This is a genomic window from Pleurocapsa sp. CCALA 161 (assembly GCF_003003995.1).
Lineage (GTDB): Bacteria > Cyanobacteriota > Cyanobacteriia > Cyanobacteriales > Xenococcaceae > Waterburya.
Map to the genome: position 1 here is coordinate 1 of NZ_PVWF01000026.1, position 24,578 is coordinate 24,578.

A 24,578-nucleotide genomic window follows, 5' to 3' on the forward strand; every position below is an offset into this window, starting at 1 on the left:
AGATTAAGCAGGCTTCAGCGACTGGGATTGATTGGGCAGAAATTGACCAGCTGCGTCAATGTCCTCCTCCTACGGGAAATCCTGTCAGGTTTATTAACGTCGCCCGTCTGCTGCACTGGAAGGGAATTTATTTAGGGCTACGAGCTTTTGCTGAAGCTAATATAACTAATGCCGAGTATTGGATTGTGGGTGAAGGTCCTGAACAAGAAAAGCTTGAGCGTTTGGCACAAGAATTAAATATTACCGAGCGAGTAACATTTTTTGGTTTGTTAGATCGCCAAGAAGTCTTGGTCAAGCTGGGACAGTGTTCTGCGCTGGTACATCCGAGCCTACACGATTCAGGTGGCTGGGTGACTTTAGAAGCTATGGCATCAGGAAGACCAATTCTTTGTTTGGATTTAGGAGGTCCTGGAGAAACTGTAACCCCTGATATTGGCATCAAAGTTCCTGCTCATAGTCCTGAACAGGCAGTTAGGGATTTGGCAAAAGCCATGGTGAAACTAGCTGAGAACCCAGATTTATGTGTGCAGATGGGCAAAATAGGACAACAACGCATTCAAGAACTTCATACCTGGTCGGCTAAAGGTAAATGGTTGTCGGAAGTTTATCAAGAATGCGTTGATGAGTTTCATCAGAGCTAATTATTTATTTACTTATTACTAACTCTAGAGACAGAAATAAGCTCTAGCTATTTACTTCACTACTAATTTTGCGTTATGTCAATCGAAAAACTAAAAGCTGTAATTATTTTCGTAGGTGCTATTGTTAGTTTAGGAATGTCTGGATGTGAAGCAGGGGGATATGAACTAGAAGGATATTTTGTTTCATCCCAAGGTTCAGATGATAATCCAGGTACTATTAAGCAACCTTTTAAAACAATTCAAAAATGTGCGGATGTAGTTGAGCCAGGATCTACCTGCTGGATTAGAAAGGGAACTTATCGGGAAAAAGTTCGACCTCAGACTTCTGGGACTGAGAGTGAGCCGATTACTTTTGCTGCCTACAAAGAAGAACAGGTAACAATTTCGGGTACAGAACTGGTTACTGACTGGTCTAAAGATCGTGATGCTATCTATCGAGCTAGGATCGAATTGCCCGTTGATGGCTACAGCGATACGGGATTTTTTGCCAATCAAATATTTGTCGGGGGCAAAATGATGCCTGAAGCTCGTTTCCCCAATCTCAATCCTGAACAGGATTTTTTACGTCCCAATCTCCTGGGTGGTGGCATAAAAAGTCTGGGGGGAACAGCAGCAACAATCGAGAATGAAGCAGTTCCCGAACTGACGGAAGGTTGGAAAGGCGGAAGAGTTTGGGCAAATGAATGGTACACCACCCGTACTGGAGAGATCACGGGAGGAACGGCAAAGCAACTTTTGGCAACAATGACCGCTGCCTGGGATCGTGGTGCATATTGGTTCTATCTTTTTGGGAAGCAGGAGTTATTAGATGATCGCGGTGAATGGTTTTACAACGGGGACAAACAGGAAGTTTATCTCTGGTCTCCTGATAATCAAGCCCCAAAAAATGTAGAAGTTAAGCAGCGTAACCTAGCCTTTGATTTGAGCGATCGCTCTTATATTACTGTTCGCAATCTTAATTTGTTTGCCAATACGATTACTACTAGCGATCGCAGTAGTGGGGTAATCATCGACGGAGTTCGTGCTAAATATGTTTCTCATCATATGACTTTACCCCCTGTTCCTGAGTCAGAAAAACCCTATGAAGCAGATGATGCAATGTTTTTAGCAGCTCATGCTCACGATACAGGAATTCAACTACGGGGTAATGATAATGTTTTAAAGAACTCTGTCATTGACTGGAGTTCTGGTAACGGAGTCTTGTTAGAAGGAAACAATCATCAGGTAACTAATAACATTATTGTTAATACTAACTATCAGGTGACTTACGCAGCTCCTGTAAGAGTTAATGGTAATGGTCATCAGATTAGCCACAATACGATTAAGCGCACAGGTCGAGATGGAATTAACTTTGATTGGCACACCGCTGGTACCGATGGTCGCAACCTAGAAATTTCTTATAATGATATTTCTGAGTTTGGTATGTTGAGTACGGATTTAGGGGCAATCTATGCCTGCTGTCATGTCAATTTGGCAGGAGGGTCGATCCATCATAATTGGATTCATGATGCTCAATCTTTTAGTCCATTTTGGGGTACTCGCGGTATTTATTTAGATTTGGAAACTTTTAACAGCACCGTTCACCACAACGTTGTTTGGAACTTAAATGGTAGCGATCATAACCTCGGTATTGTCGCTGGCAGTCCCAGAGGAGATGACCGAGTGTTTAATAATACTTTTTTGGGCAAGGTCTTATTAGATGGAGAGAATATCGAAGCCCGCAACAATATTTTTGCCACCGCTGCAAGTATTGGTGCTAAAAGTGCCTCTCATAATCTATTTATTGATACCGACGCTAAATTTACACGCTTACCTCAAGCAGAAACTAAGTCTGCTACTACTCCTGATTTCACATTGCAAAAAGATTCTCCTGCGATCGATGTTGGCATTGAAATCCCTGAAATTACGGTTGATTTTAAGGGTAAATCTCCAGATCTTGGTGCCTATGAATATAATAGCCCTGCCTGGAAGGCTGGATCGAGCTTGAAATATACCGAGAATAACTATTAATTAATATGCATGTTTTTATTGCAGCACTGCATCGACCAGTAAAACCTACAGGGGTCTGCCGACACGCAGCTAATTTGGCTCGCGCTCTGGCAGAGCAGTCTGAAGTCACTAAAGTTAGCCTGATAATCGGTTCTTGGCAGCAACATTATTTTGAGACTGCTTTTAGTTTAGATTCGGACAAAATTAAATTGGTTGTCGTTAATATTAAAAACAGTTCGCTGGTCAGAAATATTTGGTTTCTTAGCGGTTTACCAAAGTTAGCTAATCAGCTCAATTGTGATCTAGTTCATCTATCGTTTCCATTTCCATTTCTGCGAACACAATTCAAAGCGCCAGTAGTTACGACAATTCACGATCTCTATCCTTACGAATGTCCAAAAAACTTTGGCTTTCCCCAGGTTTGGTTTAATCAGCTATTTCTGAACCAGGCGATTAGCAATAGTCAGGGTTTACCCTGTGTCTCACAGGTTACTGCTGACAAGCTAAGGGAATATTTTCCGAACCTTAGACCCGATCAGCTCGTTAAAGTAATCTACAATTATGTTGACTTTGAAAATCTTGAAACAACAAACCCTAAAGCAATCAAGGAAAACAGCAAATTTTTGTTATCTGTTGCTCAACATCGGCAAAATAAAAACTTAGATCTACTAATTGAAGCTTATGCTCAACTAAGATTAAATGGGCAAATTGAACTAGATTATCAATTGATCATCGTTGGTACTAAAGGACCAGAAACGGAAAAGCTGAAAAATTTAATTGCTAACTTGAATTTATCTACCAGCGTTAAGTTTTTATCCGCTATTAATGATAGTGAATTAAGTTGGCTCTATCAAAACTGCCAACTTTTTGCAATTCCGTCTTCTACAGAAGGTTTCTGCTTACCACTAGCAGAAGCTTTGCATTTTAGCGATCGCATAGTTTGTTCTGATATTCCTATCTTTCGAGAAATTGCTTCTGCTAACTGCGTCTATTTTTCCTTATCTGGTAATGCTCTAGACAATTTGAGTCAGGCACTAATTCAAGCACTCGATCAGCATAATTTCCCCGTTCAAGATGCAGGCAAACGCTTTGACAAGTACACCATTGCCCAACAATATCTCAACTTATATCAATTGCTAATGTGATGATTCCAGTTACCAACTTTTACTCCACTTTTTCCATCGGGGCAATTTTGGGAATAATCTTAGTCACATTCATACTCAAAAACTTCACCGCTAAAGTAGCTTTCTTCCCGCTACCTAGAACATGGGTAACTTCTCCTGCACCAAATTCATGATGTAAGACGCGATCGCCAACATTCCAGTCAATATTAATCGCTTGGGAGGTTCTTTCAGCACGAATACGACTACGGTAAGCACTAGTTACATTGATATTGCTACCAATTAACTCCCCTGGAAGTTCCTGTAAAAACTGGGAAGATACCGCAGGTTCTCTGTTACCCCACAAACGACGTTCTCTGGTGTAGGTTAAAAATAGCTGTTCTTGAGCGCGGGTGATGCCAACATAACATAAACGACGTTCTTCTTCGATTTCTAGAGGATCGTTTAAAGTTCTGTTGTGGGGTAATAAACCCTGTTCCATCCCCACCAGATAAACCACTGGAAATTCTAATCCTTTAGCAGCATGAAGCGTCATCATTGAGACTTTTTGCTGTTCTTCATTTAAATCATCTAAATCTGAAGAAAGAGAGGCGCTGGCGAGAAATGCTTCTAAGCTGTTTTCCTCGTTATCTTCCTGGAACTGCTGCACCGCGTTGTATAGTTCGTAAATGTTAGCAATACGGTTATCTGCTTCATCTGTTCCCTGCTGCTGTAATTCTTTAACGTAACCCGATTGTTCAATGATGTGGCTCAAGACTTCTGCTGCTGTCAAATTATCTAGCTGATCTTTAGTCTCTTGAATCATCTGAGCAAACTGATTTAAAGCTTTGGCAGCACGTCCTCCCATGGTATTTACCGAAGTTTCATCATTAACTATTTCCCAAAGAGGAATACCCATTTGTTGTGAGGCATCCATGAGTCTGTCCATGGTTGTCTTACCAATGCCACGACGGGGAGTATTGATAATTCGTAACAGGCTTACGGTATCTTCAGGATTAACAATAATGCGTAAATAGGCGATCGCATCTTTGACTTCTTTGCGATCGTAGAACTTTAAACCACCGACAATATTGTAGGGAATATTATGGTGTAGCAGTAAATCCTCAAAAGGGCGAGACTGAGCATTAGTGCGATATAAAATAGCAAAGTCACCCCAGCCTATTTCAGGGTTGTTCTCCTTAATCTGCTGCATCTGCTGCACGACAAAGCGCGCCTCTTCCTGTTCGTCATCGGCTTTATATAGATATATCTGTTCTCCTACTCCCCTAGTGGGTTTGAGAACCTTATCAATCCGTTGGCTGTTGTGAGCAATTAAATGATTGGCTGCTTGCAGAATATTCTCACGGGAACGATAGTTTTCTTCTAACTTGATCATGGTGCGGGTATCTTCGTCGGCTAAACCATCACCAAAATCTTTTTGGAAATCTAACAGGATAGTGAAGTCGGCTAAACGGAAAGAATAAATAGATTGATCCGCATCTCCTACCACAAAAAGCGATCGCGCAGCGTGGGCAGAGCCCAATCGCCTGTTCCAATTCCATTCACTTTTATTTGTTTCACCATTAGTCGCCAATAAACGGATTAAGTCATACTGAATGCGGTTTGTATCCTGATATTCATCCACTAAAATATGCTGAAACTGAGTGTGCCAATAGCCCAAAATAGATTCATTCTGCTGAAACAGCTTTACAGGAACCCAAATCAAATCATCAAAATCCAGAGCATTATTAGCAGCTAGTCGAGATTGATACTCATTGTAAATTTCGGAAATAACTCGACCACGATAACCAGGATCTTGTTTGGCTAAATCATCGGGAGTCAAACCTTGGTTTTTGGCGTTACTAACAGCGTAACGAATCTTGCGCGGGTCAAATTTCTTGTTATCGAGATTTAGCTCTTTAGTAACAATATTTTTAAATAGACTTTGAACATCCGACTCATCAAAGATCGAAAAATTACGTTTCCAAGTGCGTCCTCGTTCATCCTGATACTTATTAATATCAAAGCGCAATAACTTGGCAAACAGACTATGAAAAGTACCAATCCACAGCTTTTTGGTCGTCCTTTGATACACCCTCGACTTGAGAGTTTTCTGTTCATACTCTGTCAAAAATTCCAGTCTTTGACCATGCTGTTCTAACGCCAACTCCGTCGCAAAAATATACTCAATCCGTTCTCGCATCTCCCTAGCTGCTTTATTGGTGAAAGTAACCGCCAGAATATGCTCTGGATCAGCCTTTTGGTTGCGAATTAGATTAGCAATGCGGTAAGTCAAGGCCCTGGTTTTACCCGATCCTGCACCTGCAACCACCAACATTGGACCACAGTAATGCTCTACAGCGAGGCGTTGGGAAGGATTAAGATGGCTGAGAAAATCAGTAGTCATACTCGGTCAAGATGGGGATAAAACGACTAGGGCTAGTTTACACTTAGTGTTTATGTTACCAACTATTCCCTATCTGAATTTAAAAACTATTTTTGATCGTTAATCTAAAACTGTATTATTTTGCCAATCAGATTGCAAAAGAGAGAATAATTTCACATCTTCATACTTATCCCACTTTCTGACTCTTTGTCTTAATAGTCCTTCTAACTTGAATCCATTCTTTTGCAGCACTTTTCCTGACGCTGAGTTTCTCACCATGTGATCTGCTACAGAATGTTCTGTTTCTAGGTTGTGAAGTTCTACAATTCCAATCAAGTCAGATTCTAATTGACGCTCAATAGCAAAAGCGAAGTAACCAGTTTGCTGTTCGGATGTGTGCTTTAAGACATATCTTTTAGCTTCGCCATCAGGATAAGGATAAGGAATTGAAACAGCATCAGCAATAGATAATGGGCGTAATATTAATCTTTCTGTTGATAATATTGGTAGTGAGAACATATCAAACAACTTTCTTGAGAAAATCTTCTTCGGGCGATCGCCAAAGCCAAGAAAATCTAAATAACTTTTAAAAAATCTTGTTTAATTACCAAAGGACTCTCAGTCAGGCCTCGATTGACGTATTGCACCAATAATTCTGATTTTATCCTGGTCAATATTTCGCTAGTTGCTACTACAGCATAGTTGTCATCTGCTAAAGCATAAAATGTCATTGCATTGTCTTTCCAGATCCAGAGTTCACCGATGCCGATATTTTTGTAGCTAGATTTTAGGGTTTCCAGATCGCCACTACTAATGATGACTTCTACTACCAAGTCTGGCAAATCTTTGTCCCTGTCAAAAGCATAAGCAAGGTCTGGTTCTCTCCCCGCTTGTCCCCAAGCATTTAATCTCGTCTGTCCAAAAGGAAAATCTGGAAGTCCATATTTCTCACAATAGGCAGCAATTCTTTCGTGATTTCGTCCAGGGGACACAATAGTTATTTCTCCCTTGAAATAAGAAACCCGATAACCTGGATATTCTGCTGAATCGAAGTGCTGATAGTCGAGCCAGTTAGCTGCAGTAATTGTTAATAGTTGGTCATTTTGAGCAAATTTATCGCGATTAATCGGTAAATTCGGCCAGATCAGCATAATAACTGTTAATTTGATCATTATGGCTTTGATCACTAGTATAGAAATTTATCAGGCATTAAGAAGTAATACATTATGGTGATGAAATTAGACAAGGTAGTTCCCTTCGGGCGATCGCTTGATGAATATATCAAGATGTTCGATTTATCTACTGAAGATCTGCAACAGCGGATCTTGGGGATGGGGGATGGCCCTGCTAGCTTCAATGCTGAAGGGACAACTAAGGGATATGACATCACCTCTATCGATCCGATTTATCAATTTGATGGTGCAGAGATCAAGCAAAGATTTGATAAGGTGGTAGACAATATTATCGATCAGATTATTGCCACGCCGAATAATTGGGTCTGGAGCTATCATAAAAATCCCCAAGAGTTGAAGGCGAGTCGGATCAAAACCCTAGAAACTTTTTTACAAGATTATCAACTAGGGAAAGAAGCAGGTAGATATCAAGCGCAAGAATTGCCACATTTGGATTTTGCCGATCAAAGCTACGATCTGGCGTTATGTTCTCACTTTTTGTTTTTGTATTCTGAACAATGCGATCGCGATTTTCATGTTAATGCGATCGCCGAAATGTTACGAGTAAGTCAAGAAGTTAGGATATTTCCGCTGCTAACCCTAATGCAGGAAACTTCGCCTTACCTGGATTTTGTAATTGATAAGTTTAGTAATTTGGGGTATTCAGTGGTGATCGCTAAAGTACCCTACGAATTGCAGCCAGGAGCGAATGAAATGCTGGTAATTAGAGCCAAATAATGAAATAACCAGCTAGTCGGCAATTTCTTTTTCATTCTACTGATTAGTTGTATCCCAACATCTGAAATTAATTTGTCTCTCCATAAAATCTTGCCTTGAACATCTTTCGAATAATTCACTATTTAATAGATATGATAAGTACCCTAATTAGCTTGATGAACATCAGATTGGAGGAAGATAACGATAAGCTGATAGATTAAAGAAAATTTTTAGCCGAGAATATGAGCGATAACTTTTACATACTGACGGGATGGTGGAATAGTTCTTTGATAGCTACGGCTAACGAAAGTGCTAATGAATCTGAGCAAGGAACTTTTATCCTGGCTGGAGTGTTACTTAGCTTAGTTGTAATTTACTTTGCTAGTAAATTAGGAGGGGAGGTTTGTTCCCGCATCAATTTACCGCCAGTGTTAGGAGAATTAGTTGGCGGAGTGCTAGTGGGAATTTCGGCTTTCCACCTGTTGGTTTTTCCTGAAAGTAGCGCTGCCGAAAAATCCTTGATTATGTCAATTTTACAAAGTACCGCAGGATTGCCAACCGAAGCTGTGCCGTCTGTTTTTGCGACCCAAAGCGAAATAATCAGCGTCCTGTCGGAATTGGGGGTAATTATTCTCCTCTTTGAAATTGGCTTGGAGTCAGACCTCAAAGAATTAATTCGCGTAGGGCCTATGGCTGCTATAGTGGCGACAGTAGGGGTAGTTATGCCTTTTGTCATGGGGACTTTAGGTTTAATCTACATTTTTCATACTCCAGCTATCCCAGCAGTATTTGCAGGAGCAGCACTAACAGCGACCAGTATCGGAATTACGGCTAAAGTTCTGGCAGAATTAGGACAACTTAGTTCAGAGGAGGGGCAAATAATTATTGGCGCTGCGGTACTAGATGATATTTTAGGGATCGTTGTTTTGGCGGTAGTGGCAAGTCTGGTCAAAACAGGAGAAATTCAGGTGAATAATATTATTTACCTGGTTATTAGTGCTGCGGTTTTTTTAATCGGTTCAATCCTACTAGGTCGTCTAATTAGTCCATTAATCGTTGGATTAGTTAACGAAATGAAAACTCGTGGTCAAGTATTGTTAACTGGCTTAGTATTTGCCTTTATCTTGTCTTATATTGCTACGGTAATCAATTTGGAGGGAATTTTGGGCGCATTTGCTGCGGGATTGATTCTGGCAGAAACCGAGAAACGGAAAGAGTTGGAACAACAGATTATCCCTGTTGCCGACTTCTTTGTACCCATATTTTTTGTCTGTGTGGGGGCGAAAACCGACTTAAGTGTTCTCAATCCCACTGTACCGAGTAACCGAGAAGGATTAATTATTGCCACATTTTTAATTTTGGTTGCTATTCTAGGGAAAGTCATTACGGGATTCACCGTATTTGGCAATCCCGATCTTAACAAATTAGCGATCGGTGTTGGCATGATTCCCCGAGGAGAAGTTGGTTTGGTGTTTGCTGGTGTCGGCTCTGCTAGTGGAGCTTTATCTGAAGCTACTGAGGCTGCCATTATCGTGATGGTAATTGCAACTACCTTTGTTGCCCCTCCGCTATTACGCCTGGTGTTTAAAGAGACAGACACCATAGCTGAATCTGTGGACAAAGTTCAGGAATGACCACATAATTAGTCGAAGTTCATCATCGTATAAACATCTATGACTTCCTGTGTAATTAGTCTCAAGTAATCAATGAAACCAAATTGCTTCTTCTCACGTCTTGATCAATCAAACTTCAAGAATGGGTACTATAAAGTTCTAATGGAATTGACTGAGGATACTGTAAGGTTGGCATCAATAATTTGTCTGAGGCAGTTTGGCGTAATCATAGATTTTAATTGTGCCTCATTTGACGAGCAGCTTTGCTGGGATGTAAAGCTTTACCACCGTCAAATGGGATCAAGCTCCTTCTTTGGGGGAAATCGTCAAGAACACTGGCTAACCGTATCTAAAAATCAGTTACCTAATCTGTGTGAGGAGCAATAATTGTGAGATTTCACTGGCTACTATCTGGTTTTATAGGTGTTTTTCTGTTATGTTCCCCCGCTAAGGCAGGAAAAATTGTTTCGTGGGAGTTTGAACCACAGGACAATAATTTAGTTTTTGAAACCGACGAAGGGGTACAGCCCAAAGCTGAATTACTGAGCAACCCTACCCGACTGGTGATTGATTTGCCAGGAACAGTCTTGGGTCAAGAAACGGTCAAGGAAAGTTATCAAGGTCCAGTTAAGGGATTTCGCATTGGACAACCAGAATCTGATACTTCGCGGATTGTAGTGGAATTAGCTCCTGGCTATACTCTCGATGCCGACCAAATTGAGTTTGATGATATTTCGCCGACTCATTGGCAAGTGGAAATACCAGAGCCAGAGGTATCTCGCGTCGCTGCTACCAATCAAGATCCTGAAATATTAGAATTACCAGAAGTAGATCTTCCTACACAATTACCAGGATTAGAAACTGCTGCGGTCAATCCCGTCGATCCTGTTGAGCCTGTAAGTGCTGATACTTCTTCTGACACTCCTTCTAGTTCTCCTTATGTTAAAGCCACCAGTAATGGCTTTTTTATTGACATTGATGGTAATCGCAAAATAAAGATCGATTCAGAACGAGATGGCGATCGCCTTGATTTTTCCCTCGAAGGTATTACTCTGCCGGTCGATTTAGCCGATCAGTCGGTAGCTGTTAATCAATATGGTGTCGCCACAATTGATTTTGAACAGCAAGATGACCAGGCAGTTATGAGTATGGAGTTGACGGACGAAAGCCCTGATTGGATAGCCACTTTTAGCCGTATTAAAGGCTTATTGTTAGTGCCGAAGGGTGAACTTCCTAATTCTACCGCTGGTGTTGCTGATGCTCCCTTGGTAACAGCCGAATCTCAAGCACCTGAAGCAAAAGAGCTTAACTTGATTGAAGAAATCGAGTTGGTGGATGATACTCAACTCATGATCAATGGCGATCGCGAGCTATCGGCAGTAGTATCTCGTAAAAGCAACGGTATTTATCAAGTTATCCTTGACAATACCGAACTAGCAGAAGATTTTCAAGGACCAGAGCTACGGGCAGGGAGTCCAATCTCAGAATTAAAGGTGCGCCAAGAGAATACTCAAGTTGTCTTGGAAATTACTACTCGCTTGAGATATCGTTTAGGTCAGCTTAATACTAACGATAATGAGGTTGCTTTGCCGATTGAGGTGGGGGTCGATCCTCTACCTGAGAGTGATGCGCCTTTATTGCCTCCAGGATTTGCCAAAGTTCCCAAGGAAAGCACTATTGGGGAAACGCCCCTGCTGACGACAGATCGCCCTAGAGTCATTATTGATGCTGGTCATGGTGGTTATGATTCTGGTGCGATCGGTATCAATGGTCTTCGTGAGAAAGATGTAATTCTGCCCATTGCCTTAGATGTGGAAGAAATTTTAAGAAAACAGGACATTGATGTCGTGATGACTAGGGACAAGGATATTTTTATTAGCCTTGAGGGTCGAACCGACCTCGCCAATCGTGTTGATGCTGATCTGTTTGTTAGTATTCACGCCAACGCGATCAGCCTCAGTCGCCCTGATGTTAGTGGATTAGAGACTTACTATTATGATAGTGGTCGTCGTCTAGCAGAACTCATTCATTGGAGTGTTCTAAATGGAGTTGATATTGATGATCGCAGCATTAGAAGAGCTAGATTTTATGTCCTAAGACATTCTGCTATGCCGGCTGTGTTAGTAGAGGTAGGATTTGTCACGGGAGAAGTTGATGCTTCTCGTCTTAAAGATCCCGATCATCGTCGTCAGATGGCGGAAGCGATCGCCAGAGGGATTGTAGAGTATATTAAACAAAATAATCTTTAAGTTAAGTATTTTTACTCTAGTAGTTAATCTTGCCTAAGACCAAACTAACCATTTAATATGAAAAATTCACATCAGCGGATCGGGTTATTTGATAGCGGAGTCGGAGGATTGACGGTATTAAGAGAAATGTATCGTCAAATGCCTACTGAATCTCTTCTTTATGTCGCTGATTCGGCTCGTTTACCCTACGGAACGAGATCTCCGGAAGAAATTTTACTTTTTGCGCGCGAAATTCTCGATTGGATGTGCCGTCAAGATCTTAAAATGATTATTATGGCCTGCAATACCAGCTCGGCTTTGGCTTTAGAAGTTGTCAGAAAGGAATATGATATTCCCATCCTCGGCGTAATTCTCTCAGGAGCAAAAGCTGCTGTGATGCAAGGAGAAAGAATTGGAGTAATGGCTACTGCTGCTACCGCTAAAAGTCATGCTTATCGTCAGGCAATTCATGAAATTAAGCCTCAAGCTCATGTGTGGGAAGTTGCCTGTCCTATGTTTGTCAGTTTAATTGAACAAAATAAACTCTATACAGAGCAAACTAGACTAGTCGCTCAGGAATATTTGGCTCCTTTGCTAGAACAAGATATCGATACTTTGGTTTATGGCTGCACCCATTATCGCCATTTAGAGCCGATTATTCGCACTTTATTACCAGCTTCCGTGAAAGTAGTTGACCCAGCCGAACATATCGTAGTAGCAGCGGATAAAGAACTATCGTTGTTAGGATTACGGAACAATCATTTTTCCTTGCCAACTCGTTTTTGTGTTACTGGATCTCCTCAGCAGTTTGCGGATCTATCTCAGCAATGGTTAGGCTACTATCCACGCGTACAGAAGATTGAGGTTCAACAACTCGTTTCAGAAGTAATGGTATTAAATCCTCTAGAGTAGTTTGACGAGAGGAAATGCTGAAACGAATTCAGCTTATTCTATATCCGAAGGTGTCCCTAAAGGGATATGTTATGCCCTTGTCCTCAAGGACAAAGGCTTAAGCCGCATGTAGCTTCGCAAATGGTACACTTCGATATATCCTTTAGGACTCTCGTCGCGACTCAATCTTCAGATCTTCAGTTTAATGGGTTTTGATCCGCTGTTTAGAATTTACTCCGCTGCGAGAAATTGTGGTGGCGTTGTGGTTCTGAGCTTCCGCTACTTTCAGTAAGCCATAAACAATTGAGAGATAGACAATAGCAAAAAATAAGATGAAAACAGGTAAATTGCTCAAGTTCATCGTTAGTGTGGGCTTATTTAAATCAGCTTTTTTTTTATTAGGTAATTTGGGTGAAATGTCAGACAAACAATTTCTTTGTACCTGTGATTGAACTGCTTATCTCACGATCGCCTAATTAACTTAGGCAGTAAACAGTCAAATCTCAGGGAGAAATGAATAGACCCATGACGATCTTTACTTCGAGATACCTTAGTCTGAGCTAAAACATCCAAAAGATTGTCTGTACTTAGACTAGAGCTACTCTAAATTATTGATCGATTTTTAGTTCGGCAAGATAATGCCAAACTTTCCAGTAGGTGATTAGTTTTGGAATAGTTGTGTCCACTAAATCTGCCAATACGTTATTAGCGCGATCGCACTTTTCAGGACAAAACTTTCATTTTGCTAATACTCTCATTATTGAGAATAACACAAATATTTTAGATTAAATACTTGCTGAGTCTAGATTTAAGACTTGAATTTTTGATCGTTTTTAAGTTGGTAGTTGGTTATTAGGTGAGCTTCCCTTAAAATAAGTACAATATATGTAAAGTTTCTTAAATAAGTATTTGCCATACCTGGCTTAACAATGACATCTTCTACTACCTCGTTATTGACACCCGTTGAAAATGATCTGAATATTTTGACAGATAATCTCAAAAAACTGATTGGGGCGCGTCATCCAATTTTAGGGGCGGCTGCCGAACACTTGTTTGAGGCTGGGGGGAAAAGGATTAGACCAGCGATCGTTTTGTTGGCTTCGCGGGCGACAATGTCTGACCATGATCTGACAGAACGTCATCGTCGTTTAGCAGAAATCACAGAGATGATTCATACTGCAAGTTTAGTACATGATGATGTGGTAGACGAAGCAGATTTGCGTCGCAATGTGGAAACGGTTAATAGTTTGTTTGGCGATCGCATTGCTGTATTGGCAGGGGATTTTCTATTTGCTCAATCATCTTGGCTGTTAGCTAATTTAGATAATTTACAGGTAGTCAAACTTTTATCTGAGGTAATTAGAGATTTTGCCGAAGGAGAAATTATGCAAAGCATTAATCGCTTTGATATAGATGCTTCCATCGACTGCTACCTAGACAAAACCTATTATAAAACTGCGTCGTTAATGGCGAACAGTGCCAAAGCTGCTGCTGTATTGAGTGATGCTGGTTCTGACATTGAAGAAAACCTTTATAGCTATGGTCGCAATTTAGGTTTGGCTTTTCAAATTGTTGATGATATCCTCGATTTTACTGGTTCAACTGAAGTGTTAGGCAAGCCAGCAGGATTAGATTTAGCTAGCGGTAAATTAACTTCTCCTGTATTTTATGCTCTTCAACAAGAACCTTACTTAGAGATTTTAATTGAGCGGAAATTTGCGGAAGCAGAAGACCTCAATAAAGCTTTAGAATTAATCAGAAAAAGCAATGGTATTGAACAAGCTCGTCAATTAGCCAAGGATCTAGCTTATAAAGCCTCACAGAGTCTTAGCTGTCTTGCTCCTTCCAGTTCTAAAGATGCTCTTCACGAGTTGACCGATTATGCCGTGAGTCGTTTATATTAAGTCAAGTCTTAAATTATTAAGACAAATAAGCGCATCTAGTCAAAAGTAGTAATTGTAAGATGTTGGTCTGTAGACAGAGTAAAGTCAAAGCTCCTTTAAAAAGCAACTCTTGGTCAATTTTGGTAATTTTACTAAGCTTGGTTACTGTGGGTTGTGAAGACAACAAGTTTGTTCAATGCCAAGAGATTTTTCAAGTTGCTCAAGAAGTCAAAGACAATAATCGAGATGTTGGCAATGTCAATCAGCAGTTAGGTGAAATGAAGAGCTGGCTTGAAGCTGCCAATGAATTTAACCAAGCAGCGGATCGTCTGGCGCTACTGGAATTTAATCAAAGCGAATTAATTAAATATCAAAACCAGCTTGTCACTATCTATCGTATCTACTCTCAGGCTACTTATGATGCAGTAAGAGCTAGAGAAAATAAAAATTTATCTGCCTTAAAATTTTCTCGCCAGAATGCTATTAAAGCAGGAATAATACAGCAAAAGTTGATTCGAGAAATTAATACGTACTGTTTAAAAAATTAGGCAAGCTTTTTGAGCATAACAAAACTAACCATGGCGATCACCAAATTCAAAAGTTTCAGCAATAGTAATTGAACCAATACTAACAATGTTTAGTCTAAATATAAAGAACGTCTATATTCTAGATAATATGAGCAAAATGTTAGCTTGCGAACAGGCTAGTGCGATAGATGCAGAATCAGAAACAGGGTTGGCAACGGAACAAGAATTAATCTTCCTTTGTCAGCAAGGCGATCGCGAATGTTTTCGTTTGCTATATCAACGCTATCAACAGCGAGTACGCTCAACTTTATATCAACTTTGCGGTTCAGCTTCACTAGATGATTTGGTACAAGAGGTGTTTTTTAAGGTCTGGAAAGGACTGCCAAAACTAAAAACTGCCAAATATTTTTCTACTTGGCTTTATCGCATTAGCTGGAATGTAGCGACAGACCAACGGCGTAAATTAGCCAAAGGTCAGGAAAAAACTAGCTTCAATGAAAAAGTTTGGGAGAAAGAATTAGACAATACAAAGCTAACTAATACCGAACCAGCAATAGATTTGATGCAGTTACACTATCAGGACGTAGTCCAAAGAGGTTTGGATCATCTTAGTTTTGAGCATCGAGCAGTATTAGTCTTGCACGACTTAAAGGATTTACCGCAAAAGCAAGTTGCCGAAATTTTAAATGTGCCTGTAGGAACAGTTAAATCTCGGTTATTTCATGCCCGCAATTCTTTAAAGAAATTTCTCGAACAACAGGGAATATCTTTTTAAGATTTTTAAGATTTACTTAGTATTAGTTTAATTAGCAGCATCATGACTAACTTACACAAAGATCAGCAAAATAACCTCGTTAGCTTTCTGCGACATAATCAGCCCGTTCCCTCTAATCCTCGCGCCGATCTCGAACAGGATCTAATTGATTCTCTCGAACCACATCCTCAACATAGAAGACTTAGTTTCAAGGTAATCTGGACTATTCCAGTGACCATTACGTTACGCGTACCAGTAAAGCTAATCGCTACGGGATTTTTAGTTACTTCCGTTAGCCTCGGTGTGAAAACTCCTCGAACTGCCCTTGAGCCGAAAGATCTAGAAAACTTTTTAGTTAGCAATTGGTATGGGACTGTCGATAGTGACAAATATACAGCCAACGAAAAAACAGAAGCTTACTGGTTACTGCCCACTGCATCTAAATCACAGCCAGCTTTATCTGTTTTGGCACATTAAACACTTTAATTTTTAAATAAAATACATTTTATTTTTTTAAATTTATTAATGATTTTTCAAGCTTTAGTCCGACGACAGCGATACTTATTGACTCTATTAGCGATCGCTCTGTCAATTTTTTACAGCCTACCTGTCTTTGCTGATTATTCTTGGTCATTGTTTCAAAGTTATCGGTTTCCAACTGAAACCATCATTGCCGAACGCCCTGCTTCTGTAACACCCAAAAATCGAGCATTGAGTTTGTTTCAGCAGTTAGATCTGACCACACAACAGCAGCAGCAGATTAAACAGATTCATCTTCAATATCAACAAAAAATAATTAATCAAAAGCAGAGCATTACCAAATTACAACAGCAGCTATCAGACATGATGGTAGGGACAGAACCAATAGAGTCACTCAAAGCTAAAAATCGTCAGCTAAGTGCTTTACGTTCAAAAATGGAATCATTACACTTTGATAGTATGCTGGCTATTAGAGAAATATTGACTCCTCAGCAGCGGCAAAAGTTTCGCGAATTAGTTAAAAATTATGCCACTGTTAAATAGAGCTGAATTAATGTTTAACATCTTGAACATACCCATAATTTCTGTTTAAGTTGCCTAACGTAGTCGATTTTTTGAACAAAGTTCATGATTTACGTTTTCTTCTATAACGATAAAACTTACTTAGTTGGGCAGGAGAAATACCCAAGTAATAACCAGCAATCATCAGTTGATTAATCGCGGTAGTTTGCCACACTCCTAGCTTTTGCCACCGTCTTGCCGAAGTTGTGACCGCAGCAGGGGCGATCGCAATTTTACCTCTATTTTTTATTCGTTGAATAAATTCAAAGTCTTCCATAATCGGTAAATCAGCAAATCCACCAGCCTCTTGGAAAGTTTGTTTAAAGATAAAAAGTGCCTGATCGCCATAGGGTAGAGATAATAGATGCGATCGCACTTTTACCAGCATTTCCAGCCAACGTAAAGATATATCTGAACCATCAATCGCTAATTCAAACGCCCCTGCAATGACCTGGTTTTGGTTTAAAGTGTGGATTACTAGTTCGACAAAGTTTGGTGGTAGTTGAGTATCTGAATGAAGAAATAAGAGAATATCTGACTGAGCTAAATTAGCGCCTGCATTCATTTGTCCAGCCCTACCTTTGCCAGTCACAGTAATGACTTTAGCTGCGAAGGAAGCGATCTCAACTGTTTTATCTTGACTTCCACCATCGACAACAATAATTTCTATTTTTGAATACTGCGTTAACTGTGCCAAAGTTTGTCCAATGATCGCCCCTTCGTCAAGAACTGGGATAATAATGCTAATAATATATTGAGCCATATTTAATGAGGGACAATACTACTTTAAAACATAGATTCGGTCAAATCTTCAAGCATTTAAGCGAGATTATCTTAGTTTGCCTAATTTTGTTTGGGTTTAACTCAATTGCTGTTGCTGCTTCTTTATCAGAGCGCATTGAGCAATTTCCCCAGTGGACAAATAAACCCCCAATCAAACTTGCTAAAGGCGACTTAGAATATCCTGAGTGGATGGCGGGAACTTGGAATGTGACTAGTACCCTAATTGAACAAATTGCTCCCCTCGCGCCAAATATTGTCACGCCTGGATTTGAAGATAATCAGCAGTATCTGGATCGGGCGATCGCTTTTCAAGTTAGATTTGGTACAGAATATTACACTCCCCACCAAGAATTGCTATCCTTTTTTAAATCAAAGCAACCTATAGTAGTGGCAGATCGGGCGTTTAATGGTACTAAGATTGCTGAAGCATATTTGGGGAATGATAATGTCTATAAAGTAAAAATTGATCCTAATAACCCGAATCAGCAAATAACTTTTCTCAAAGGCGAACGTAAGCTAATTTCTAAAATAACAGGTAGAGGTCGAGAAATTCCTGAAGATCGTCAATTTATCGCCACAGAAGTTACCCAGCAGCTATTTAGATCTCCTGAAAGACTCTATCTTAACGAAGTAGAAACAACCTCTAGCTATCGGTTATTAGATGCTGGTAATATTAGCGCCGAACAAATGACGGCAATTTATCTTTCGCCTCAAGATCCTGATTATTTTACCGCAGGCGATCGCCCTGTTGCTTTATATCGCTATCATTTGACAATGAACAGTGAGCAATGAGCAACCTAGGACAGATAAGACTGAGCGGAAATTACTGAAGCTAGAGTCAATAAAATTCCCAGTAGAATTATTGCCCAAGTTTTGTAAGTACTAGAAGTACTGATTTTCTCGGTTAAGGATGATTGTTCTGCTAATTGCGATCGCAAGCTTTCGATCAACCCCTGTTGTTCATTGCCTTTTAAATCTAACAAGCCATTATTTTTCTCCTGTTCTTCTAGTTGTTGATTAAGCTGTTCAATTAGTTTAATGCGATCGCTTATTTGTATTTCTAATTCGCTACGTTTAGTCGTCTCTTGTCTCAAACTAGCAACCTGCTGTTCTTTTTGTGCTATTTCTTGCTTAAGCTGTTCTTTTGTTTGGTTAATTGCCTGTTCTGTGGCTGCAATCTGCTGCGACAATTCTGTTACCTGCTGCTCTTGCTGTATAACTTTATGTTGTAAGTCCTGATTAACTCTATTTTGTTCGTTAATCTGAACTTTTTGCTGATTCATCTGCTGTTCTAAATCAACAATTTGCCCTTGCTTATCATTGAGTTGTTTCTGGCTATTTTGATGATCTGCACGAAGACGATCTAGTTCTCCTTGCTGCTGTTGGATTTGCTCCCCAAATGTTCCTAGCTGTTGTTGAGCATCGGTCAATTGAATTTGCAGATTTTGACTACTATCAGATGCTTTAGATAGTTGACTTTGAACTTGCTCGCGATCGCTATTGAGACTATCAATCTGTCCCTGTTTGTCATCTAACTGTTGCTGTAGTTGAGCTAGTGCTGATTCTTTTTCGGCTAACTGGGTTTGAATTTGGCTGAGATTGTCTATTTCGCCTTGCTTTTCGGTTAACTGATTTTGTAGTTGAGTTAAAGCTGATTCTTTTTCGGCTAGCTGGGTTTGTGCTTGCTCGCGATCGCTATTGAGACTGTCAATCTGTCCCTGCTTGTCATCTAACTGTTGCTGTAGTTGAGCTAGTGCTGATTCTTTTTCGGCTAACTGGGTTTGAATTTGGCTGAGATTGTCTATTTCGCCTTGCTTTTCGGCTAACTGATTTTGTAGTTGAGTTAAAGCTGATTCTTTTTCGGCTAGCTGGGTTTGTGCCTGATCGCGATCGCTATTGAGACTGTCAATCTGTCCCTGCTTGTCATCTAACTGTTGCTGTAGTTGAGTTAAGGCTGATTCTTTTTCGGCTAGCTGGGTTTGTATAGCACTATCACTATCTTGCTGTGTAGATAACTGCTGCTCAAGCTCTCTAATTTTGGCTTCACTAGTTATCAAACTTTCTGCTGTAGTTTTTTGTCCTGCTTCTCGCTCTGCTAACTGCTGCTTGAGTTGATTTAATTCTTGATTAAATTGCGCTTCTAACTGCTCAATATTTTGTCTATCTTCGTTTGATTCTTGACCTTTTTGTGATTCTATCTGGGCGATCAATTTTTTGACTAATGCTTCTTGCTCTTCGGCGTATTTTTTTAATGCTTGATAGTTTGCCTTGTGTTCTTTAATTTTTTCCTTTAACTCAAGCAAAGCAGGAGATTTACCTTGCTCGCTCTCAGATGATTTTTCTATTTGTGGCTGATTATCGCTAGCTGCATTAGTGTCTAATACCTGAATTTTGGTAGCGATATTTTCAGGATCATCATTATTATCTGATTCAATAGAAATTGTTTTGGCTGCTATCTGACTGGCGATCGCTAAATTTCCTGTAACCAAGCTTTCTACAACCTCTGATTTAGATAGACCAGTAGATTCGACAATTTCACTGAGATTTTTTACCGCCTGGGGAGTTAGAGAAATTCCTACTTGCGACTTTTCTAGAAAACTTACTGTTTTACGAGGTCTGTTAGTAGATTGAGATTTTGTCGACTTGGTTTTTTTACGTGGCATATTTATCTAGTCTCCGAGGTCTAATTTAAACTTTAAACTTATTTCAACTGCACACACATGAACAAATGAACTTATACAGTTATTTTGACTTATTGTACGTCTAACAGGATTTAGTATTACACAGTTGCTTAAGTTGCTTAAATAGTCACTATTAGTAATCTTAAGTATTACTTAAACGGCTTTTATTTGAGAGAGAAATAATTATCATCAAATGATTTTTGGCGATTGGGCTTTGCCCAGGCTTCGCGATCGCCACTAGCAAGATTTATCGTCAAATCTGGTATAAAAGCCACCGTATTTAATCCAATACTGTTTTAATTCGTGGTGAGGAGTATGTAAACTAGCCTTCGCCTGATATAAGATTACTTGACGATGATTTCCAATCCAAACTTTACGGACAGGTTCAACGGAAATAAAAGTTCCACCTAAGCCTTGGACGCATTCTTCAAACCTCTCAATTGTGGAATACTCTAAAGTTTCAAGAATGAAAAAATTACCCGAACAAATTAAATGACGACTTCTAATCCAAGCTTGCATTTTTTTGCGAGCTACTGGTGGTAGCATACCTCTTACTGTTAGCTCCGATGTAATAATCATTTTTATTGATTAACTTATTGGCATTTTTAATTGAATATTTACCTGTTCTCGCCTATTTCAGGTAATTCATGAGCAAAACTTTCTTTCTTGGTAAACTTTAATGGTCCTATTGCCGAACCCCAAATCTGCTCGTGACTGTTTAGATCCATACCTCGATCCCAACTGATCCAAGTAGTTTCCGTCAGTTCAACGCTACTAATGAGATAAGTATTTACGCCTTTGCGGTGAATCAGACATTTATTTCCAGGTTCTACACTACCGCGAAAGATTCCTCCCTCCTTGCGAAACACCATCGAACAGTTATAGCGACGTTCAATGGAGTTTGGGGGAATAGTTAGCAAAATATCGCGATTATGACCCGAACCTGCATAATTTTCTGCATCTTGAATACTATAGTTTTCAATATAAATATCATCTCCCCGATCTATGAGGCGATGAACTCCTTGACGGTAAGGATTCCAGAGATTGTAATCGTATACCTGCTCAGAATAAAAGCCAATGCCTGAAAAAAAATCCCAGGGCAGGGGACGGAAAAAAATCCGAATATGAGCATAATTCTGAGGATCGGCATCAGACTGTTGACGGTTAGAAAAATCTCCCGACATGAGACGAGCTAGCTCATGAAGCAAGTTATTGTCTTGTGCTGAATGATTTTCTCTGGTCAACATTTTCTTGTATTTAATTTACTGGTTATAAAGTTTTTAAAGCAAAAAATTATTTAAAAAAGATCTTTCTTAGAGATTCGCAGATCAATCAAAGCAGTTTTAGTCGTTCGTACTAATACTTTTAAGCTGTGTTTAATATTGCCACCTAGCATTTATTCTCAGCCAGATTGAATTACTCATCAGCCAAATTTAAAACACGAATCTCAGAAGAGAAAGAAGCTGTGGTAACTCCTTTGCCGTCTCCTGTTTTAATCAAAGATACTCGAAACCGCAAGTTTGGCGTGGCAAACCAAATTTTTTCTTCAGCAGTTGCTCGCTCGTATTGAGTATGTAGCACAAAAGAACCATCTTCGATCAGTTGATATTCTCCGATCGCCGCCACGGTTTCCGCATATCCTTGTTCTCTCAATAGTCTTCCCTGAGTTGGGTTGTCTAGATCTGGAACAGGAACTAACACCGTCGAGCCAGCCAAGATTTCGTCTTCATCCCAATCAGATTCTCCCTCCCAAGTCATGTAAAAAGGACTAGTAACTAGATGGGGATCTATTTGGTTTGCTTTACACAAAGCAATTACTCTCTCGTCGTCGTTTTCTAGAGGCAAAATTTCAATTTGGGAAGTAACTTCTTCAAAGTGGTGAAATGCTAGATGATGTGCGCTACGTTGCGATCGCCACTTGCCCAAAGAACGTTCGACAAATTCATCAATGTTCATGGATTTTTCGCTTTAGAAGTATTTAGCTAAAAAAGTTTTAATTAATTTTTATTTTATGGGAACTGTTATGGTTCAGTTTGACTAATTCCTAGCAGCATCCTTGGATACCGCTAGAAAATTAAGTGATGACTAATTGATAGTTAAAGATTGACTTCAACCATCAAATTTTAAACTTACTTGCGGTTGCGGTTCTTTCTCCCGCCAGAACTTTTTTCAGGTTTTTCCTGATGTTCTGTTTCTGCCTCAGCAGGCGTAGCAGGTGCAGCTTCAATTTTACTATTGCCCAAAGAGATACCTGCTACTTTACCTCCCATGCGGTTAATACTTTGAATAGTCTGAGACATTCGACTATAAGGCACTTTCACCGTATAGTTACTAGTCCGCATTACATCTTGACGACAAACCCCAGTGACATCTATAGAGATCGTGCGATTGCCATAGGTACTAATGTTAGTATCTCCAGTAGTAATCATTCCTGACATATTCTAAATTTCCTCCTTTTTGCTGGGGAAAAATTTAGCTCCTCCCCCAATGTATTCACTGTGCTGGACTAATAGCCGATGGCTATCCTAAACTTCATTAATACTGAGAATTTTTGCCCCAGTCCGATGTAAGTTTTTGATTTTGGCGTTTAACTGCTCGTAATTAACCTCATAGGTTTGGTTACTAAGGCGGTTAATCGAGCCAATACTAGCTTTAGTCGCCTTAATGCGGAAGCGTTTGTTGTTGCTACCAGGAGTACCACCAGAACTCTTTTTAGGAAAGACAATTGCAGTCGGCTTATTGGCAGCTAAATCAGAGATTAACGTTGCTTTATTGGTAACACTATCACTACTAGCGTAGCCATTATATAAAGCGTAGGTGCGATTAAAACCAACATTCAAGATAGTGCGCTGATTGCTCTCTGTACGAGGGCAAGGAATAGTGTTTTCGCCATAAGCATTTAAGTATTCATCACTATCGATGTATGAATCAATTTCTGCTTCGTAACCCAAATTGTTATAAATCTGTACGTGCTTAGAAATTTCTGCTTGATCTAAAGGTGCACGCCCTAAAAAGTGCTTACAGTTCATTTCAATAAAACGATACTGTGAACAGGTTTCAAAAAATAAAGAGCGATATAGCTCAGATTGTCCAATCGCTCTAACAAAACCGCGTACAGTCAGATCGCCATTCCTAAATAGAGACTCGGCTGTTTCTAAAGTTTCTCCCTCTAGCAAATAGGCGTTGCCCAATACTTGTTTGTAAGCTTGACGAATAATGATATTAAAATCTTGGTTTGGTTGACGTTCTCGTAGTTCAACTGGATCTAAATCCGTTACCCAAAATGACATGATTGTACTCCTGAATATGATTATCTACTAGCTAAAAGACGTTTAAATCTCAGTAATACTGACGATTTTTGCTCCAGTGCGGTTAATGCGCTGAATCTGGGGAGTCATGCGATCGCCTGGTACGATATACTCTGTGTTACTAAGACGGCGAGGACTATCAAATTTAGCGCCTCTGACGACGATTTTAAATCTTTTAGCCGTAGCATCTGGAGAAGGAGACATCCGTCCATTAGCGGTTACACTCTTGGCAGCAATAGCACTATTGGTAGCTACGCTATCTACTAAACGAGAATTTTTCTTGGCACTATCAACTCCTGCAATCCCTTGAAGCAAAGAAAGAGTACGATTGTAGTTTACCTGCTTTTGACCTACTGTGCTAGTAGCACCAGTATAGAAAGGAATAATGTTTTCACCGAATTTTTCACTATATTCGACACTATCAATATAAGAATCGATTTCCGCATCATAACCTTCGTTCACACAGCGTTGAATATGTTCTGAAAGTTCTGCTTGATCCGCTGGAGCACGTCCCAACAAGTGCTTGAAGTTTAACTCCACAAAACGATAGGGCGCACAGCTTTCAAAATAACGAGCGCGATAAAAATTTGATTTTGCTACAGCCCGTACAAATTCCCTCAGACTGATGCTGCCATTACAAAACTGTGACTCAGCATTGACTAAGCGCTCACTTTCCATGACGTGAGGGTTACCCAACACTTGTTTATAGACTGCGCGAATAGCGATCGCCTTGTCATCAGCGTTGCTATTGCTTTGGACTTCAAAGGGAGCATCAATTACTGCTACCATGTTAAATTTCTCCTGAATAAATATTGATTTATCAAATTGCCCCACCCTAAAAAAACTAAAACTACTCAAAAGCTT

Annotated in this window: 26 protein-coding genes; 14 read left to right on the top strand and 12 right to left on the bottom strand. The window is 39.9% G+C overall.

Annotated elements, in window-relative coordinates; translation table 11 throughout:
- From C7B62_RS08275 to C7B62_RS08285, 3 genes are all read left to right on the top strand, one after another.
- On the top strand, positions 1-641 hold a 641-nt coding region (locus C7B62_RS08275; RefSeq protein WP_158260644.1), incomplete at its 5' end, for a glycosyltransferase family 4 protein.
- A 75-nt stretch (positions 642-716) separates the two neighbouring features.
- Positions 717-2,651: a right-handed parallel beta-helix repeat-containing protein gene (locus C7B62_RS08280; RefSeq protein ID WP_106234637.1), complete on the top strand. Its 1,935-nt coding sequence runs from the start codon at positions 717-719 to the stop codon at positions 2,649-2,651.
- Positions 2,652-2,656: 5 nt separating this feature from the next.
- The gene (locus C7B62_RS08285) at positions 2,657-3,775 is read left to right on the top strand and encodes a glycosyltransferase family 1 protein (RefSeq protein WP_106234640.1); all 1,119 of its coding nucleotides are present in this window, start codon (positions 2,657-2,659) and stop codon (positions 3,773-3,775) included.
- Between the two features lie 19 nt (positions 3,776-3,794).
- Here the strand turns inward: C7B62_RS08285 and pcrA are convergent, their stop codons facing one another.
- The 3 genes from pcrA to C7B62_RS08300 all read right to left on the bottom strand — a co-directional run bounded on the left by pcrA (position 3,795) and on the right by C7B62_RS08300 (position 7,267).
- Positions 3,795-6,137 carry a DNA helicase PcrA gene (pcrA, locus tag C7B62_RS08290; RefSeq protein ID WP_106234642.1) on the bottom strand — a complete coding sequence of 781 codons (2,343 nt, stop codon included), beginning with the start codon at positions 6,135-6,137 and terminating at the stop codon, positions 3,795-3,797.
- A 99-nt stretch (positions 6,138-6,236) separates the two neighbouring features.
- Positions 6,237-6,635 carry a GNAT family N-acetyltransferase gene (locus tag C7B62_RS08295; RefSeq protein ID WP_106234644.1) on the bottom strand — a complete coding sequence of 133 codons (399 nt, stop codon included), beginning with the start codon at positions 6,633-6,635 and terminating at the stop codon, positions 6,237-6,239.
- Between the two features lie 56 nt (positions 6,636-6,691).
- Complete coding sequence (locus tag C7B62_RS08300) at positions 6,692-7,267, bottom strand: Uma2 family endonuclease (protein ID WP_106234757.1); 576 nt, start codon at positions 7,265-7,267, stop codon at positions 6,692-6,694.
- Positions 7,268-7,342: 75 nt separating this feature from the next.
- On the opposite strand from C7B62_RS08300, the gene C7B62_RS08305 reads away from it, so the two are divergent.
- From C7B62_RS08305 to murI, 5 genes are all read left to right on the top strand, one after another.
- Positions 7,343-8,026 carry an SAM-dependent methyltransferase gene (locus C7B62_RS08305; RefSeq protein ID WP_233219868.1) on the top strand — a complete coding sequence of 228 codons (684 nt, stop codon included), beginning with the start codon at positions 7,343-7,345 and terminating at the stop codon, positions 8,024-8,026.
- A 221-nt stretch (positions 8,027-8,247) separates the two neighbouring features.
- Positions 8,248-9,639 carry a cation:proton antiporter gene (locus C7B62_RS08310; protein ID WP_106234649.1) on the top strand — a complete coding sequence of 464 codons (1,392 nt, stop codon included), beginning with the start codon at positions 8,248-8,250 and terminating at the stop codon, positions 9,637-9,639.
- Between the two features lie 168 nt (positions 9,640-9,807).
- Positions 9,808-10,005: a hypothetical protein gene (locus C7B62_RS08315; protein WP_158260645.1), complete on the top strand. Its 198-nt coding sequence runs from the start codon at positions 9,808-9,810 to the stop codon at positions 10,003-10,005.
- A gap of 2 nt (positions 10,006-10,007) precedes the next feature.
- On the top strand, positions 10,008-11,867 hold the full coding sequence (locus C7B62_RS08320) for an N-acetylmuramoyl-L-alanine amidase (RefSeq protein ID WP_106234655.1): 1,860 nt from the start codon (positions 10,008-10,010) through the stop codon (positions 11,865-11,867).
- 57 nt (positions 11,868-11,924) lie between these two features.
- The gene (murI, locus tag C7B62_RS08325) at positions 11,925-12,758 is read left to right on the top strand and encodes a glutamate racemase (RefSeq protein WP_106234658.1); all 834 of its coding nucleotides are present in this window, start codon (positions 11,925-11,927) and stop codon (positions 12,756-12,758) included.
- A gap of 181 nt (positions 12,759-12,939) precedes the next feature.
- Here murI and C7B62_RS25635 read toward each other — a convergent pair whose 3' ends face one another.
- Positions 12,940-13,098, bottom strand: coding sequence for a hypothetical protein (locus C7B62_RS25635; RefSeq protein ID WP_158260646.1), 159 nt, complete (start codon positions 13,096-13,098; stop codon positions 12,940-12,942).
- A 568-nt stretch (positions 13,099-13,666) separates the two neighbouring features.
- Here C7B62_RS25635 and sds point away from each other — a divergent pair.
- The 5 genes from sds to C7B62_RS08355 all read left to right on the top strand — a co-directional run bounded on the left by sds (position 13,667) and on the right by C7B62_RS08355 (position 16,924).
- On the top strand, positions 13,667-14,641 hold the full coding sequence (gene sds / locus C7B62_RS08335) for a solanesyl diphosphate synthase (protein WP_106234663.1): 975 nt from the start codon (positions 13,667-13,669) through the stop codon (positions 14,639-14,641).
- A gap of 59 nt (positions 14,642-14,700) precedes the next feature.
- A complete protein-coding gene (locus tag C7B62_RS08340; RefSeq protein WP_106234665.1) occupies positions 14,701-15,168 on the top strand; it encodes a hypothetical protein in 468 nt (155 codons plus the stop codon).
- Between the two features lie 127 nt (positions 15,169-15,295).
- Positions 15,296-15,922, top strand: coding sequence for a sigma-70 family RNA polymerase sigma factor (locus tag C7B62_RS08345; RefSeq protein ID WP_106234668.1), 627 nt, complete (start codon positions 15,296-15,298; stop codon positions 15,920-15,922).
- A gap of 42 nt (positions 15,923-15,964) precedes the next feature.
- A complete protein-coding gene (locus C7B62_RS08350) occupies positions 15,965-16,378 on the top strand; it encodes a hypothetical protein (protein WP_106234671.1) in 414 nt (137 codons plus the stop codon).
- 48 nt (positions 16,379-16,426) lie between these two features.
- A complete protein-coding gene (locus tag C7B62_RS08355) occupies positions 16,427-16,924 on the top strand; it encodes a Spy/CpxP family protein refolding chaperone (protein ID WP_106234674.1) in 498 nt (165 codons plus the stop codon).
- A gap of 82 nt (positions 16,925-17,006) precedes the next feature.
- Here the strand turns inward: C7B62_RS08355 and C7B62_RS08360 are convergent, their stop codons facing one another.
- Positions 17,007-17,705: a TIGR04283 family arsenosugar biosynthesis glycosyltransferase gene (locus tag C7B62_RS08360; RefSeq protein WP_106234677.1), complete on the bottom strand. Its 699-nt coding sequence runs from the start codon at positions 17,703-17,705 to the stop codon at positions 17,007-17,009.
- A 5-nt stretch (positions 17,706-17,710) separates the two neighbouring features.
- Here C7B62_RS08360 and C7B62_RS08365 point away from each other — a divergent pair, with 5 nt between their 5' ends.
- Positions 17,711-18,517 (top strand): DUF6816 family protein, encoded by an 807-nt coding sequence (locus C7B62_RS08365; RefSeq protein WP_106234680.1) that lies wholly within the window; start codon positions 17,711-17,713, stop codon positions 18,515-18,517.
- Between the two features lie 5 nt (positions 18,518-18,522).
- On the opposite strand, the gene C7B62_RS08370 is transcribed toward C7B62_RS08365, so the two are convergent.
- The 7 genes from C7B62_RS08370 to C7B62_RS08400 all read right to left on the bottom strand — a co-directional run bounded on the left by C7B62_RS08370 (position 18,523) and on the right by C7B62_RS08400 (position 24,503).
- On the bottom strand, positions 18,523-20,388 hold the full coding sequence (locus C7B62_RS08370) for a hypothetical protein (protein ID WP_106234682.1): 1,866 nt from the start codon (positions 20,386-20,388) through the stop codon (positions 18,523-18,525).
- Between the two features lie 255 nt (positions 20,389-20,643).
- Positions 20,644-20,985: a CpeR family transcriptional regulator gene (locus C7B62_RS08375; RefSeq protein ID WP_233219869.1), complete on the bottom strand. Its 342-nt coding sequence runs from the start codon at positions 20,983-20,985 to the stop codon at positions 20,644-20,646.
- 38 nt (positions 20,986-21,023) lie between these two features.
- Positions 21,024-21,653, bottom strand: coding sequence for a chromophore lyase CpcT/CpeT (locus tag C7B62_RS08380; RefSeq protein ID WP_106234685.1), 630 nt, complete (start codon positions 21,651-21,653; stop codon positions 21,024-21,026).
- A gap of 169 nt (positions 21,654-21,822) precedes the next feature.
- On the bottom strand, positions 21,823-22,362 hold the full coding sequence (locus C7B62_RS08385; protein WP_106234687.1) for a phycobiliprotein lyase: 540 nt from the start codon (positions 22,360-22,362) through the stop codon (positions 21,823-21,825).
- Between the two features lie 173 nt (positions 22,363-22,535).
- On the bottom strand, positions 22,536-22,844 hold the full coding sequence (locus tag C7B62_RS08390; RefSeq protein WP_106234689.1) for a phycobilisome linker polypeptide: 309 nt from the start codon (positions 22,842-22,844) through the stop codon (positions 22,536-22,538).
- Between the two features lie 87 nt (positions 22,845-22,931).
- Positions 22,932-23,696 (bottom strand): phycobilisome rod-core linker polypeptide, encoded by a 765-nt coding sequence (locus tag C7B62_RS08395; RefSeq protein ID WP_106234692.1) that lies wholly within the window; start codon positions 23,694-23,696, stop codon positions 22,932-22,934.
- A gap of 42 nt (positions 23,697-23,738) precedes the next feature.
- Positions 23,739-24,503: a phycobilisome rod-core linker polypeptide gene (locus tag C7B62_RS08400; RefSeq protein ID WP_106234694.1), complete on the bottom strand. Its 765-nt coding sequence runs from the start codon at positions 24,501-24,503 to the stop codon at positions 23,739-23,741.
- Positions 24,504-24,578 lie beyond the last annotated feature (75 nt).